Below are 16,011 nucleotides of genomic sequence, written 5' to 3' on the forward strand. Positions count from 1 at the left end.
ATTCAATCCCTATGCTCCTTTATAATAGCCAACATCAGCCGTCCAATGAGATAAATCATCAGAACAACAGCAAACCAAGTGAAAATATTGTATAAACGACGAGGATATTTATCCTCTTCCGCGAGAGAAGGATGCTGCACGATCAGCAGATGTTTTAATTTCCTGTACGCATCAGCACGCACGGATTCCAAGCTTGCCAAAGACGATTTATATAAATCTGCTACTAACTCAGCCCCCAGCCTTATTTCCTGATAATCAACATTTACTTTATTGAGAGAATTGTCACCTTCCGAGGTCAATCGCGTCTTCTCTTCTTTCAATTGTTGATTAAGGGAGTTAATCAAGTTTCGCTGAGCGCGAACCTCAGGGGCATCATCACGCATAACAGCAGTCAACTCCTTTAATCGAGCATCAGCCTTTATCACTTCCGCTTGCAAACTATTAATAGCCTCGAGCAGCGCACTACCCTCTTGCTCGGGACTATAAAGTTTATTCTTATCCTGAAACTGCAACAGCTTATTCTGCTGATCTTTCATAATACCATGAGTGCGCTGAACCTCTTCTTCTGCATAGCGCATTTGCTCCTTGGCAATTTTGTCCCCAAGATCATTAATAAATACCTCACTAATCTCTAATAACTTTTCCGAGAGTAGCAAGGCATACTCGGGGGTAAAGGCCTGAACCTCCACATAAACAATATCCGACGTTTCGTCATGGTGTATCACTAAGTGATTATTGTAATAATCCACGTATTCTTCAGTTGTTGCATCCATAGACAAACGACTAAAGAAGTCAGCATCAGAAGTCTGATAGTGAGCCTTAAGCCCGACAGCCTCATCCAAAGCAACAGCCATATCCCGCGATTCAATGTATTCTTTAATTATTAGAGCGTCACGCATGGATGTACTTACGGAACCCAACGAAGCCAATCCAGCCAAAGCAACCTCATTACCTTCCGACTGCTTAACAACAAACTGCGCCTCACTGGCATATCGGGGAGTTGCCACGAGCCCGAAATATACTATTAAAAAAAATGAGACGACCAACACCAGAGCAAAGGACCCAAACCGAGCCCAAGCGTAAGCAACCCCTCGCCTAGCATGACTAAAAATATCCTCCGGCCAACGAGAGTTCGCAGGTTTGTCCAACAAAATTTCACCATGCTGAACGCCATCCCCGACTTCAACAGACAAAACCTCAGCGGCGGAATCATCATTCACACCCCCTAAAGATTGCCGCACTCCAGAGGCATCCCCTCCAGCCGAAGCCTTTAGCCGCTTAAGTCGTCGCAATGGCTCAAGACTAATTGACCCAAGCACTACAACGCTCTTTTCCTTATTACTATCTGGCATAGGTTTCCTGATAATCTTTTATCGCGTCAGCTAAACTATTATGAAAGTAAATATTCTTATCTTTTATAACAACGCCAGAATCACAAAACTTCCGCAATTGATCAAACGCATGATTCACCATAATAATCTTAGTGGAAGCATATTTCTCAAGCAGTAGCTTCTGACTTTTTTCTTTAAAAGCAGAATCACCGACAGCAGTTAATTCATCTATAAGTAACACATCAAAATTGAAATCAAAAGCCATCGTAAGACCAAATGTCACCCTTGCACGCATGCCATTTGAATAAGTTTTAACAGGCTCATCGAAATATTCGCCTATTTCTGCAAAATCCTCTACATGCTGCTCAATGCGCTTAGTATTTTTGTAACCATGTATACGAGCGACGAACCGGACATTTTCCCTACCCGTCATTGTCCCCTGAAGCCCACCCTGAAGCCCCAAAGGCCAAGATATATTCACATCTGATTCAATCACACCACGACTTGGAATATCCGCACCACCTATCATTTTAATAAGCGTCGATTTTCCCGCACCATTTGGCCCAAGTATCGCGATATTCCGATCCGTTGGCCATTCAGCATTAACTCCATTGAAGATATAGCTACGACCATTGCGCGTTCTGTAAAACTTACTCAGACCACAAAATCTAATCACGATTCTACAAACCTTTGCCGGTTAAGTCTGAATGCAATCACGCCACCTGCCATACAAACCAATGCACATACAGCCAAGTACAACCAACTTCCGATCGGGGTCACATAGGAAGAAAAGTAGGCATCCCTACTAAGCTCTACTGCATGAAAGATAGGATTCCACGTAAGCAAATACCAATATTGCTCAGGCACCATAGATGCGCTGTAGAAAACACCGGACACGAACATCATAGGAGTCATAACTATGGTTACCAATTTAGTGACATCCTCCCAGTACAGTTGCACAACACAAAGAATCATGCCAAATCCGAATGCGCACAAAATCAACAGCAGTGTTGCAACGATCATATGGAGGAAGTCATTGGGCAACGCAGACATACCCAGCCATGCCAACACCGCAATCAGAATAAAGTAAACAATCAGAAAGGTAGCCAACTCGATTATTAGGCGGGTCAGAAAGGGATCGAAAGGCACAACCTGCCTGTAGGAAAGCAACCCCCTATTTGACTGCACAGCAGCGCCCAACTGCGTCAAAAGCTTGGAAAACAGCTTGTAAGGTAAAATCCCTGTCAGCATAAACAAAGCGACAGGAACATCTGAGAGAGTATTTCTCCCCAGCGCACTGAATACGACCACCATAACTGACGTCTGAAGAGCCGGCTCTGCAATCGCCCAGAAGTAACCCAACCGACTAGCACCAAAACGGGTGCGCAGCTCACGGATCATCAGGGCGAAGACCGTGTCTGCCATAATCTGCCAGGAACTACGCTGAATCATTACTGCTCCATGTTGAAATCTGTCTGAGCCACCCAAGCTGCTCTAACGGCAGACGCTCAAACCTTGTCCGGACCCTTCCCCGACACCTTACTTGGGCACCGGATCATCCTGTCCTTCAGCGACAAAATTCTGACGTTTGTTACCATTTGTACTTCATTTGACTTGTTTTAGTTAACAAGTGTTACTTTAACGATAACAGGGCGCCATTATAGACCAGTAACTACCGAATTCAAGCAAAGCGGTCTGACCAGCTCATCGGGCCTACTTTGCGGAATCCGTCACAAATTGAACATGGTCTGGTGACGAAATTGTTACGTTTTTGGCAATTATTGTCTGACATTGTGAACGAATGTGATCACATCCATACCCAATGAACGGTCGTAATCTGAACAGCAGACTGCCTGACTTGCATGACCAAAAAAAGTCAGAACTTTGCTGTCTGATATCCCGCCTCGGGCATTTTGGACAATGATTCTGACTGTTGTGACTCTCGCCACTTTCTGGCGTGTAACAGACTGTTATCAGAGAGCCGAGTTCCCGACTGATAATTGGCAGCTGAGATTACGGATTGTTCAGCCCCTCCGACAGCCCAAACCGGGCCATCCAGCGACCAAACCATCAGCTACAAAGTCAGCAGTACTAAGCCAACAGCTACTCAACGACCAGCGACAGACGATCGAGATTACTGAGCCGGTCCATAACCACCAGTTCGTGGCGCCCCGACTGATGAAAACGGTAGATAAGCGATTCAGCCTCACCGGATGAGCCGGCGTAGGCTCCGTCTACAAACCAGTCACGAACGCCCAACCCGCCCTGCGCCGTCAGGGAAATTTCAGGAAAATTCAGGCTGGCGCCCTGTGCCTGACGGCTGGAGCGCAGCACGGAATCTTGCCGTACTCCAATGATTCTCAGCGGACTGACCGCTAACGCCGGTGGTGTCGGACAGCGCGGGTCGGGCGCTGGCAGGCGGTTGCGCAAACGTTGTGACACCGGCACCCAGGGTTCCAGTGAGCGTGGCCAGACCGCCATCGCCCGCCGTTCCTGACTGACAGTCTGGCAATGTTCATCCACCAACAGGCCTCGCTCACTGACCCTGAACGGCAGAGGATTGCGCGCCAGCCCATCGCCTTGTTCGTCCGCCAGCGTCGGCGGAATCTGTCGCCGCACCAGCCACGCACGCTGACTCTGCAGGCAGTCGTCACGACGGTTTTCAGCGGCCAGCGTACCCAGCGGCCAGCAGATCCAGTCGTCGGTCACGCCCTCCGGGCGCGGGAAATCGCCTGCCGCCGGGTCCAGCCGGTCGAACAGACGGAACATGAGTGGCAACGCCGATACCGCCCCGTAGTGACCGGGCGCCGGGGTGCCATCAGGCCGGCCCAGCCAGACGCCTATGGTGTATTGCGGCGTAACACCCACCGCCCAGGCATCACGAAAGCCGTAGCTGGTGCCCGTCTTCCAGGCGATGGGCTGCGGCGCCTGCACGGTAAAGCGGCTATCGACCCTGTCCGGACGCGGCGTCTGCAACATTTTAAGCGTCACCCAGGCAGCCTCTGGTGACATCAGCCAGCGGGCCGGCATCGCATCGTCCGGCCTGAGTTTCAGTGGCGTCACCAACCCACCATTGGCCAGGCCGGAATACAGCTGCACCAGCCCGGCCAGCGACAGGCCACCGCCGCCAAGCGCCATCGCCAGATTCGGAGCACTGCCGGCCGGCAGCCGGTACGGCACGCCCGCGTTGATCAGCGCCGCATTCAGCCGCGCCGGCGTTAAGGCTTCCAGCACCTGCACTGCCGGCACGTTCAGCGACTGACGCAGCGCTTCCGTCGCCGACACCGGGCCGCTGAAGCCGCCGCTGAAATTGTCGGGCTGATAGTCACTGAAGCGGCGCGGCACATCGCGTAACAGACTGGCGGAATGGATCAGGCCGTCGTCGATGGCCAGACCATAAATAAAGGGTTTCACCGTTGAACCGGGTGAACGCTGGGCCTGCACCATGTCCACATGACCAAAACGGCTGTTGTCGGTGAAATCCGCCGAGCCGAGATACGCCAGAACCTCGTGACTCCGGTTATCGACCACCAGTACGGCGGCCGAATGAGCCGCAGGAAACTGGCGGATATCCTGCAGCAACAGAGCCTCAAGACCGGCCTGCAGATCGGCATCGAGTGTGGTGCGGATGAGCGGCTCCGGGTTTTCGGTGCGCAACCGCCGCGCCAGCAAGGGCGCCAGCCGCGGGGCTTCCAGTGCGTACGCCACCACAGGCTCCAGCAACGCCGCCCGATAGTCGGCGTCGCTGATGCGGCCAAAGGCTTTCATGCGAGCCAGCACTTTATTGCGCGCCGCTTCCGCTGCGCGGGGGTAGCGGTCGGGGCGCAGGCGTGACGGTGTCTGCGGCAACACCGCCAGCAAGGCGGCCTCGGCCAGCGACAACTGCTGCGCGGGTTTATCGAGGTACAAGCGGGCACCCGCACCGACGCCTTCGACCGTGCCGCCCATCGGCACATAGTTCAGATACAAGTTCAGAATCTGGTCTTTGCTGAGATGCCATTCGAGCTGCAGCGCACGCAGCACCTGCTGCAACTTGCCGCTCAGTGTGCGGGCGTGGGGATAAAAGCGCCGCGCCACCTGCATGGTGATGGTAGAGCCCCCCGACACCACGCAGTGGCAGCGCCAGTTCTGCCAGCTGGCGCGCAGCAGGGCCAGCGGGTTCACCCCGGGGTGCCAGTAAAACCAGCGGTCTTCGTAGCTTAATAAGGCATCCAGATACACAGGCGCCACGTCGTTCAGTGCCAGCGGATAACGCCAGACACCGTCGGCATCGGCGAAGGCGCGCAGCGGCCGGCCATGACGGTCGACCACCAGCCGGGCAAAATCGTCCGCTGAGGCAGGCGTGCTGTGCTCCAGGTCAGAAGCACGAGCGCTTCCAGGCTGAGGCAGGGGCAGAGGCACCCGCAGCGGCCAGATCACATCCGCAACCAGCAGCGCCAGCACAACGACGATCAAGGGCAGTAACAAAGCAGCCGTTGCCGGGCGGCGCCGGATCAGGCTTCCGCCTGTGTGCAGCGCCTGCTTTACGCCAGCGCTCAGGCGGCGTACTTGCATCTCGGCCGTGCTCAGCGTCCGGCGCAACGCTCTGCCTCATGCATCCCAGTGTGCTGCACCCATGGCATATCAGTGCCCTGCGCCCTTAATAACCCCTGCTTCTGCATGATGAGTCAAAACACTCAGGGCTGAATGACGGTCAGAATGTCCGGGGTGGTGCCCACGCCGCGGATTTCCGGATCGTACATGTCTTCGACCAAAGGCACCGGCACCTGATAGTTGCCCGGTGTTACCGCGCGCACTAAATAGTAGAGGCGGGTTTCGCTCCACGAATAGGCGTCGATGGCCGCGGCAAAGCGGTCGTCGCGGTACTCTTCATGGAAGATGCGGTTTTCACGACGCCATTCACTGACCGGGCGCCCGTCGATCACCACCTCATCCAGCTTGATCGATGCACTCAGGTTCTGGTTTTCCAGCTCAAGGCCGGCCGGCAGCAGATCGGCCACCAGCAGATCCGGACGGCGACGCTTATCGGCTTTCACGGCCAGCTCAACCAGCATAAGTTCACCCACCTTCATGCGCAGGGCACCGTCGTCCGGCACAATCACCTCGCCTTGAGTGGTGTAGTAATGCCGCGCAATCGACACACCTTGCGTTTCCTCTGGTGGCGCTTTGCGTGAATGGCCCTGATACAGCATGGTGGCGTACAGAGGGTCGGTACCGCGGTTGGTGAAACTCAGCCCCTGCGTCAGGGCCTCACCGCGCAGCACACGGCTGAAGCCGGTGTCCTGCTTCAGTTCGTGACGATCACTGCCCAGCGCCCATTCGCCCATCCAGTCGGTGTTCTGCAGATTGTCGAGACGCACCGCGGCCATAAACAGCGCGTTGCGTTCCTGCGTGCTCATCCAGTAACGCGCTTTCACCATGGCGCTGATGGTTCTGGCCAGCTCCAGCGCATAGGACTGCTCAACCTGATACTGCAGCAACAGCCGCACCGCCTGCGCCGTATCGCGCAGTTCTGAACCGTAGTCACCGAGATAAAACTGCCCGTCGCGTTTGCGTGCTTTGTGCTTCAGCATCAGCTCGTCGGCCAGTGCCTGATCGCCCTGCAGACGGGCCGCCAGCGACAGATGCAGCAGCGCCAGCGCCGGCACATCGGCGTCGAGCTGCGTGGCCAGTGTGCGGATATCGGACAGCGATGCCCGCTTGTGGCGCGCCAGCACATAAGCCGCATAAGCCTGATAGGTCTGACGGTAGGCGCCCGGGCGCTCACTCCAGCGCTCCGAGAAATTCGCCCGGCCGCGCACATATTCGCTCAGACGGTTGAGCGAGCGGCGCAGCACACTGGCGTCAACACTGACACCTTCGTCCTGCGCATCGGTCAGGAAATCCGTCGCGTACGCCGTCAGCCAGTGCTGTTCGTCTTCATCGTGGTTCGACCACAGACCATAACCGCCGCTTTCCATCTGCCGGGTCACAATGCGCTGCATGCCCTGCTCCAGCGCCTGTTCACGACTGATGGTCACTTCCGACTGAATGCCCAGCGACTGCAGTTGCTGCGGTGTGGCGTAGACCCACGGATAGGTCGAGCTGACCGACTGCTCCAGACAGCCGTACGGGTAATGCAGCAGATGGCGAAGGTGATTGCGGGCGTTCAGATCCACCCGGTTGTTCACAGCCAGCAGGGCTTCCAGCGACGCAGGCACCCATTCCCCCAGTTCGGAACCGGACAGCGTCAGCGACTCGCCCGGCTGCAGTACCTGATCTTTGCGGCGGGTGATGGCCGGGTTGGCGTCGCGGCTGTTGAGTTTCCAGCTGTGGTTCAGTGTGTAGCCGCCGGCCGTGGTCAGCGTCATGGCGATTTCAATCTGGCCTTGCGGGTATTCGGCACGCAGTGGCACCAGCAGCGTCTGTTTGCGGCCATCCGCCAGCGTCAGCGCCTGAGTCAGCGGTGTGTCACCAAGCACGGACACCGGCCCTTTGAACTGCAGTGCAACGTTAAGCGCCTGCTCTTCACCGCTCAGGTTGGTGACGTCGAGGGCCACACTGGTCTCGTCACCGACGGCAACAAAGCGCGGCATCGACAGCTGAGTCACCACAGGCGCGGCCAGCGTCACTTCCTGCTCCATGGAGCCAAAACGGCCTTCATCGAAAGCCACCGCCATCAGGCGCAGACGACCGTTAAAGTCGGGCAGATCCAGCGGAATGCGGGCCACGCCATCGGTAACGCTGACCACGCCGCTGAACAGCGACACAATTTCGACCTCGGCCCGGGCCTGCTTGCCGCCACGGCTCAGCTCGGCATCACCGCCAAAGCGTTGGCTGGCCAGCCGGTTGCTGTTCAGGGTGATCAGGCGGTTGTACATGTCGCGCATATCCGCCTGATAGCGGCGCGGACTGAAGAACCATTGGTGCGGGTCCGGGGTTTTGAAATCCGTCAGCGACAGAATGCCCACATCCACCGCCGACAGGCTGACGAAGGCTTTGTTCACGGCCTTGCCACCGGCATCGGCAATGCGCAGCTCGGTCACCACCTTCTGATTCGGAATCCATTTTGCCGGCGCATCGCTGGTGATGGTCAGGCGGCGGTCTTCACGGCTCAGCGGCAGATGCAGCAGACCCAGCGCGCGCGTGGGCGTGACCCGCGCCTGCTGATCAGCCGGCTGCAGGTGCAGGGCGGTGATGTAAATATCGTGACGGTTCCAGTCTTTATCCACCGGAATCCGGACCTGCGCGCCAGCGGCCGGCACGTGCACGCGCTCGCTCCACAGCACATGGTCGCTTTCGACCAGCAACAGGGTTTCACCGGCGGCCGGCGGCACAATGCTGAGCACAGCGGTGTCACCGGCGCGGTAGGCGGCTTTATCGAGCGCCAGCGTCACTTTGTCCGGGCGGGCGCCCTGCTCGTCGTCGCCGGCTTCTGACCAGTTCCAGTACCAGCGTTCGCCGGCTTTGAATTCCATGCTGGCGATCAGGCCCGTGGCTTTGTCTTCAACCTCGATGCGGTAATCACCCCAGGCCACCGGCAGGGCAATTTTGCCGGTTTCGCCAGCCTTGATGCTGGCCGGTAACGTCAGCACGGTTACTTCGCGTTCGGTGGTTTCCGTCCACCAGCCACGCCCGCTGTCGTAGCGCCAGTGATAACGGCGGTTCTGATTAATCAGGCGCACGCTGAGATTATTCGCCGCCAGTTTTTCGCCCTGGGCGTTGGTGCGCAGCAGTTCAAATTCGGCCAGGGAATTGGCCGGTGCGCGCTCAGTAAATACCGGACGGATACCCACCAGTTCGCTGGCCGGCAGAATGCGCACCGAGTGGCGACGCACAACCGGGCGTCCACCGGATTCGTACAGGCTGCCGGTCAGGTTAAGCGCCAGCGTGGTACGGGCGGCGGCCCAACGCGAATCGAATTCGAGCAGCAGATTACCGTCGTTATCCAGCACCATGCCGTTTTCATCAAACTGCTGCACCTGATCGGTGTCGGCGGCATTGCCAAAGAAATAGTCCGGCCATTGCTCAAACGGATGCGCCAGCTGGGCAACGCGTACGGCCGCATCAAAGCGGTTGCCGGCGGCGGGCGCGCCGTACAGATATTCACCCAATACCGGAATGGTGACGGTATCGGCGGGACTGAAAAATTGCGCCGCCGACGAGCCGGCATTGAAGGTCAGCTTCAGCCGTTCCGGCATAAAATCTTCGACTTTGAATTCGTACACGCTGCGGCTGGTGCTGAGGTTATCGACCTCCAGACGCCAGGTGCCGGTCTGAGCATCCTGCGGAATCGCAAAGCTGTACTGATAATAACTGGCGTCCTGCGGCTGCCAGTTCAGGTCTTTTACCTGCTGGCCATCCGGACGCACGATGCGCGCTTTCAGCGGCGTGCGGCTGAAGGTACGGCCGTCGTCATCACGCAGCAGTGCGCTGAACTGGGCGGTTTCGCCCGGGCGGTAAATGTCGCGCGGGGCATAAATGAATAATTCGGTTTTCTGATACGGGCGCTTTTCGATATTAAAATCCGATAAATCCAGCGCCGGTGCATTCATGCTCACCACACTGACGGAATCGCCTTTGCGCGCCACCAGCAGGCTGCCCCATTGCAGACTGCGGTTAATTGTCAGATGGCCATCGGCCCCGGTTTTACCGGTATAGCGGATCTGATTATTGTCACCAATCACCTGCACTTCCGCATCGGCTACCGGCGCCGGGTCTTTTAATCCGTGCAGATAAATATCGGTCTGGGCTGTCTGCGAACGGATGTGCATGCCGATGTCGGTCACCATGAAATAGGTCGCCGCCAGCGTATTGTCGTACATGCCGGGCCGGCTCATCACCGCCATATAAAGGCCGGGCTCGTTAAGTTCGGCGATGTCCTGCACCGGCAGGTTAATCTGGCGGCGTTTATTGCGTTCAGCAGGAAAGGTAAAACGGCCTTCGTACACCAGGGTTGAAAACTGACGGATTTCGTCGAGGCGGTAATAGTGTTCGCTCTGGCCCCGTTGTTTCCAGTCGATCATGGTGCGGATGCGGGCCGGATCAACGCGATGAAAGGCGACGTTGGCCTCCGGTGTATTCAGCACCGTCACCGGAATACCGGTGTGCAGATCGAGCGGCAGAAAATGCCCGCTGCTGGCAAAACTGATGCTGGGTTCCAGCCCGCTGAATGTAACGTTCACGGTCTTTGGCTGGCGCAGTGAATTCTGATTAATGGCCACCAGACCGGCGTCGACGGAAACGTCGTAGCTGCTGTCGGGCTCCACCTGATCAAAATACACAGTGCGGGCATCGTCCGATAAAAACCACTGACCCACCACCGGCTGCGAGCGACCGCTCACCAACTGCTGCACGCGGAAAAAACGCTGAAAATCGCGGCTGCCGTCCAGTGGCACCGAAAAAGTCACGGCGATGGCATTGCCGTCGTCGTACGAGTCGGTAGTGATGTCGGCCACCTGCAGCGGCACGCCGGCATACACGTGCTGTACGTCCATCGTTTTTGCTTCTGCAGGCGCTGGCGACTGTTCAGCGGAAGCAACGCCAGTCGCTGCATTCGCTGCATTCGCTGCATATTCTTCAGGCTGAAGGTTCACAGAAGCTGGTACAGAAGCGTTCACTGGCGCCGCAGCCTGTTTATTATCAGCAGCCTGATCACAGGCCGACAAACCCGCAGCCAGCAGAAAAACAACGGCAAGACGCGGCAAGACGCGCGTGGAGAGACGCATAAAGACATCCTTGTAAGCGTTTTAAGACGGCGCGCAGTATACAGGCAGGCTGTTTGCCACAACCACCCCGGCTCATGGGACAAAGCCCCCGTCACTATCCCAGTTCATGACATAACGCACAGTTACAGGATTACAACAGCAGCCCGGTTGCACAGGGCTATAGTTAGCTCAACCGGTTTACCGCTGCGGTCTTCATGCGCGTCTGGATTCTTCCTTTACTGTCCCTGCTGCTGTTCTGGCTGGCGTTACCACAGGCTAATGTCTGGGCCGAGCCCTATGCCGAATTACTGGTGCCGGCCATTTTTATGCTGGCCGCCGTTGTCGTCACCCTGAGTCAGGTGTTTAACCTTGGCCGCATCGGCCTGACCGCCCTGCTGGTCGCTCTGGTGTTTGCGCTGGTGCAGTGGCAACTGCAGCGGCCGCTGCTGAACGACACCACCTATTGGTGGTATTTCTGGCTGACACTGCTGTTACCGCTGAATTTCGCCGCACTGCGCTTCTTTCCTGAGTTCAGACCCTTATCGGTCGCCGGCGTAATGGCGCTTGCGGTGCCCCTGACGCAAATCGCCGCCGTGATTATCAGCTGGCGCTTACTCGGACAACTGCCCGAGCTCATCGGCCAGTTCCGTAGTCAGACTGGCGGGGGCGTATTGCCCTTACCGGCCTGGGTTTCATCCGGCCTTGCGGTTGCTATTTTGCTGACGCGACTACCGCGGCGCCCGGATGTGGCTGTTACGCTGGCCCTGCTGTGCGCGCTGCACGCCTGGCTGTTTTTTGCCTTCGCCACCCCTTACGCCTCGCTACTGTGCGCGCTGCTGAGCCTGATCAGTCTGATGGTGGTGCTGCTGGTCAGTAATCACCAACTGGCCTTCATCGACGAATTAACCGGCCTGCCCGGACGGCGGGCATTAATGAACGACCTGCGTCACCGGCGCGGTCAGTTTGTGCTGGTCATGGCGGATATCGATCACTTTAAGAAATTCAACGACACTCACGGCCATGACGTCGGCGACGATGTACTGCGGCTGGTCGCCAGCCAGCTTGCTAAGACGCAGGGCGGCGGCCGGGCATACCGCTACGGTGGGGAAGAATTCACGCTGTTGTTTCCGGCCCACGAACTGAACGAAATCCGCCCTTTTATAGAAGCCATCCGCGAGCGGATTGCGACCTACCCCCTCGTGGTACGCAATAAAGCCCAGCGCCCTGCCAGCCCGCACGAAGGCCGCAAAAAACGCGGACAAAGCAATAAAGGACAGGTGTTGCACGTAACCATGAGCTTTGGCGCTGCCCGCCGGCAAAAAGGCGAGGCCAGCGACGCCCTGTTCAAGCGCGCCGATAAAGCCCTGTACAAAGCCAAACAGAATGGCCGCAACCGGGTAGAAGACGCGCACTGAGCCTTGCCTCACTGACATACAAACCCGCGGCTGGTTTTTATCCGCCCACCGGCCTGCGGTATGATGGGGGCGCCGTGAACAACCACTGAGCGCCTGCATCGGCCACGAATAAAAACGCCCATGAATAATGAAAAACGCCACCAGATTTTCGCCCGCCTGCGCGACCACAACCCGCACCCAGAGACCGAGCTGGAATACTCCACGCCATTTGAGCTGCTGATTGCCGTGCTGCTGTCGGCTCAGGCAACGGACGTCAGCGTGAATAAAGCCACCCGTAAACTCTACCCTGTGGCCAATACGCCAGAAACCCTGCTCGCCCTGGGCGAAGAAGGCCTGAAGGAGTACATCAAGACCATTGGCCTGTTTAATTCGAAGGCGAAAAACGTCATTAAACTGTGTGAAATTCTGCTGAACACGCACCAGGGTGAAGTGCCTCAGACCCGCGAAGCGCTGGAAGCCTTGCCCGGCGTCGGACGCAAAACCGCCAATGTGGTGCTGAATACGGCCTTTGGCCAGCCGACCATAGCAGTGGATACGCACATTTTCCGCGTGTCGAACCGCACTAAGATTGCACCGGGTAAAAATGTCGACGACGTAGAGCAACGCCTGCTGAAAGTGGTGCCCAAAGAATTCCGACTGGATGCTCACCACTGGCTGATTCTGCACGGCCGTTATGTGTGTGTGGCGCGCAAACCCAAATGCAGCGCCTGTATTATTGAAGACCTGTGCGAATTTAAAGAAAAAACATCGGATTAACGGAGACTGTTATGCGACTGCTTCATACCATGCTGCGCGTCGGCGATATGGATCGCTCGATTGATTTTTATACCCGGGTAATGGGCATGCACCTGCTGCGCAAGCACGACAACGAAGAATACCAGTACACGCTGGCGTTTATCGGCTACCAGCCGGAAAGCGAGGGTACCGTGCTGGAGCTGACCTACAACTGGGGTGTCAGCGAATACAATTTGGGCACAGCCTACGGCCATATTGCCATTGAAGTGGATAACGCTGCGGCGGCCTGCGAAAAAATCCGCACCAACGGCGGCAAAGTCACCCGCGAAGCCGGCCCGGTAAAAGGCGGCAGCACGGTGATTGCGTTCGTGGAAGATCCGGATGGCTATAAAATTGAGCTGATTGAAAAGCGCGCCGACGACGGGCATTTCTGATCATCCCGGCCAGATCCTGATGGCCTGACATATGGGGCCAGACATTTTGGCCTGAGATTTTAGCCCTGAGATGTCCGGCCTGCTATTTCAGGTCTTTCGTAGCCGATGTTCTGACTTTGTACTGGCCTTGTAACGGCCTTGTACCGTCGCCTTTCGCTATTCCGCTGCTCAGCCCGGGTAGCGGAAATGCATGACTTTAAGGCCCGCGCCGGGTGTTGCTTCAACAAACGCCGGTGGATTGGCAATACGCTGTACAAAGCGGCAATCTGCTGCATGTTCCGCCACCTGATCCAGTAAAAAGTCTTCACTCAAATCGGGGGCGTTCACACACAATAAAAGATCCGCGCCCGCCTGCATAAACTCGGGCAGACGCCGCAGAATTTTTCCGTAGTCACGGCGAATATCGACACTGCCTTTCTGAAACGTCGGCGGATCACAGATCAGCAGATCGTAGGGGCCGTGCTTTTTCAGGCGGCCAAATGATTTGAATATGTCGACGCCTTCGAAAATCACCCGCGTCAGATCGTGCTCATTCAGCCGGTGATTTTCCCGCCCCTGGCTCAGCGCGGTACGGCTCATATCAACATTCACAACCCTCTCGGCACCACCGGCAATGGCGGCCAGCGAAAATCCGCAGGTATAAGCGAACAGATTCAGTACCCGCCGGTTTTGTGCATGGGCCTGCACCCACTGGCGCCCATTGGCCATATCGAGAAATAAGCCCGTATTCTGATTCCGGTTGAGCTGCAAATGGTATTTCAGACCCTGCTCATTTATGACCATATGGTCAGGAATTTCACCCAATAAAGACTCGAAAGGCGCACCGGTCCGGCAGCGATACTGCACGACAATTACATCCGGTTTACAGAGTGCGGTTACGTGATTTTTCAACGACTGCAGAAATCCGTCAGCGGGTTCGGCAAACAAGGTAATCAGCAGCAGCGGCGGGTACCAGTCCACGGAAACATGCTCTAAACCCGGCCATTGATGGCCCCGGCCGTGCAGCAGACGCTGCGCGTCCTGCCCTTGCGGGCTCTGGATGGCATCAAACAAAACAAGGCCTCATTGCAAAAGAACGACAGAGTTTACCAAAGGGCACAGACGATTACCGCCAATGACCCTGCACCGGGCCTGTGGGCACGGGATTTCGAGGGCATGCTGAACGAATCCTGAAATTATCCAAATGCCTATTGGTCGTGGGCTTTAGTTGAGATACTATGCCCGGGTCTGTTATTGAATGGACGTATTGGCGAGTGCCCGAAGTCGTAAGATCTGCTGGATACTGGTCGATAGCGGCTCAATCCGGTAACCCTGTGGTCACCGATTGAGTCAGATGTTATACCAGCGCCGGTCAGAGACTGACGCATTACTCAGGAAAGAAAGCTATGGCAAATTTAGTACAAGGCACCGTTAAGTGGTTCAATGACGAAAAAGGTTTCGGTTTCATTGAGCAGGAATCCGGTAAAGACGTATTCGTTCACTTCAGCGCGATCAACGGTTCAGGCCGTCGTTCACTGCAGGAAGGCCAGAAAGTAACTATGGAAGTTACCCAAGGCCAGAAAGGTCCTCAGGCTGAAAACGTAACTCCAGTCTGATACCTGCCCTGTGCGAAAAAAGCCCGCCGCTCTCGCTGCGGGCTTTTTTATTGCCCCACTTCCAGAACCTGTTAATCTGACCACTGCTTTGACGTCAAGATCAGAAGAATAAGCATGATTGATCAGGGTGAACTGTTTGAGATTCCAAGCCCATGCCGGCGCATCTGTGAGCTGAACAACCGCGGCTACTGCAAAGGCTGTTTCCGCTCGCGCGACGAGCGCCTGAACTGGCTGAAATACTCCGACTTCCAGCGCCAGATGATCATTAACCTGTGTGAAAAGCGGCGTCTGAAAGTGATGGCGGCCCGCCAGTCTCAGGATGCTGAGCCAGACGCCGGGTTCGAAGAACCAGCCATTCCGCAGTTTGAACTGTTCAGCGAAACGCCCTCTGACAGCATCAGCGCCCCACTGGCTGACAACCCTCCGTATTCCTCCATCAGCCTGACCGATACGGACGCGGCCAACGAACCAAACACCTCCACGAGTGCCGAACCCGCAGCTCCGATTGCCTCCAACCCAGCGTCCGGCAGCAGCCAAGCCGAGCAAACTCTGTCACTGTTCAGCGGTGACGCCTCAGACGCTGCACACCAACCCGCTAAGCCCGCCACTCCCCCTTCGCCGTCTGCTGAACAGCAGGCATCCGTACCGGAAGATAGCAACAACCTGAAAACAATCAGCGGGAAAACGGCAGCGGCCACAGAAGCCGACGACGGACAGGCTGCCAGAGCAGCCAGGACGCCACGAGCCGCAAGCACTAAGCCTGCGAAAGGAAAAGACGATCAGCTGGATATGTTCAGCTGACCACCTTCACAAAG

At 56.4% G+C, this 16,011-nt stretch carries 11 protein-coding genes; 5 read left to right on the forward strand and 6 right to left on the reverse strand.

The window, feature by feature from the left end:
• Positions 1–2 precede the first annotated feature (2 nt).
• The 5 genes from ACQUQU_RS09755 to ACQUQU_RS09775 all read right to left on the reverse strand — a co-directional run bounded on the left by ACQUQU_RS09755 (position 3) and on the right by ACQUQU_RS09775 (position 11,038).
• Complete coding sequence (locus ACQUQU_RS09755; RefSeq protein WP_430459491.1) at positions 3–1,352, reverse strand: lipopolysaccharide biosynthesis protein; 1,350 nt, start codon at positions 1,350–1,352, stop codon at positions 3–5.
• Positions 1,342–2,007 (reverse strand): ABC transporter ATP-binding protein, encoded by a 666-nt coding sequence (locus ACQUQU_RS09760; RefSeq protein ID WP_430459492.1) that lies wholly within the window; start codon positions 2,005–2,007, stop codon positions 1,342–1,344. Before ACQUQU_RS09760 ends, ACQUQU_RS09755 begins: the two co-directional genes overlap by 11 nt.
• A complete protein-coding gene (locus ACQUQU_RS09765) occupies positions 2,004–2,783 on the reverse strand; it encodes an ABC transporter permease (protein ID WP_430459493.1) in 780 nt (259 codons plus the stop codon). The genes ACQUQU_RS09760 and ACQUQU_RS09765 overlap by 4 nt, the downstream gene beginning before the upstream one ends.
• 651 nt (positions 2,784–3,434) lie before the next feature.
• On the reverse strand, positions 3,435–5,885 hold the full coding sequence (pbpC, locus tag ACQUQU_RS09770; protein WP_430459494.1) for a penicillin-binding protein 1C: 2,451 nt from the start codon (positions 5,883–5,885) through the stop codon (positions 3,435–3,437).
• 122 nt (positions 5,886–6,007) lie between these two features.
• Positions 6,008–11,038 (reverse strand): alpha-2-macroglobulin family protein, encoded by a 5,031-nt coding sequence (locus tag ACQUQU_RS09775; protein ID WP_430459495.1) that lies wholly within the window; start codon positions 11,036–11,038, stop codon positions 6,008–6,010.
• Between the two features lie 194 nt (positions 11,039–11,232).
• On the opposite strand from ACQUQU_RS09775, the gene ACQUQU_RS09780 reads away from it, so the two are divergent.
• The 3 genes from ACQUQU_RS09780 to gloA all read left to right on the forward strand — a co-directional run bounded on the left by ACQUQU_RS09780 (position 11,233) and on the right by gloA (position 13,601).
• Positions 11,233–12,432, forward strand: a complete 1,200-nt coding sequence (locus tag ACQUQU_RS09780) for a diguanylate cyclase (RefSeq protein ID WP_430459496.1) — start codon at positions 11,233–11,235, stop codon at positions 12,430–12,432.
• Positions 12,433–12,552: 120 nt separating this feature from the next.
• On the forward strand, positions 12,553–13,188 hold the full coding sequence (gene nth, locus ACQUQU_RS09785; RefSeq protein WP_430459497.1) for an endonuclease III: 636 nt from the start codon (positions 12,553–12,555) through the stop codon (positions 13,186–13,188).
• Between the two features lie 11 nt (positions 13,189–13,199).
• Positions 13,200–13,601, forward strand: a complete 402-nt coding sequence (gene gloA / locus ACQUQU_RS09790) for a lactoylglutathione lyase (RefSeq protein WP_430459498.1) — start codon at positions 13,200–13,202, stop codon at positions 13,599–13,601.
• A 168-nt stretch (positions 13,602–13,769) separates the two neighbouring features.
• On the opposite strand, the gene ACQUQU_RS09795 is transcribed toward gloA, so the two are convergent.
• The gene (locus tag ACQUQU_RS09795) at positions 13,770–14,654 is read right to left on the reverse strand and encodes a class I SAM-dependent methyltransferase (protein ID WP_430459499.1); all 885 of its coding nucleotides are present in this window, start codon (positions 14,652–14,654) and stop codon (positions 13,770–13,772) included.
• A gap of 332 nt (positions 14,655–14,986) precedes the next feature.
• Here ACQUQU_RS09795 and ACQUQU_RS09800 point away from each other — a divergent pair, with 332 nt between their 5' ends.
• A complete protein-coding gene (locus ACQUQU_RS09800) occupies positions 14,987–15,196 on the forward strand; it encodes a cold-shock protein (protein WP_430459500.1) in 210 nt (69 codons plus the stop codon).
• Between the two features lie 114 nt (positions 15,197–15,310).
• Positions 15,311–15,997 carry a DUF1289 domain-containing protein gene (locus ACQUQU_RS09805; RefSeq protein ID WP_430459501.1) on the forward strand — a complete coding sequence of 229 codons (687 nt, stop codon included), beginning with the start codon at positions 15,311–15,313 and terminating at the stop codon, positions 15,995–15,997.
• Positions 15,998–16,011 lie beyond the last annotated feature (14 nt).

Origin of the sequence: Thalassolituus sp. LLYu03 (assembly GCF_050507655.1) — a bacterium.
In the GTDB taxonomy this organism is placed as follows: Bacteria; Pseudomonadota; Gammaproteobacteria; order Pseudomonadales; family Oceanobacteraceae; genus Venatoribacter.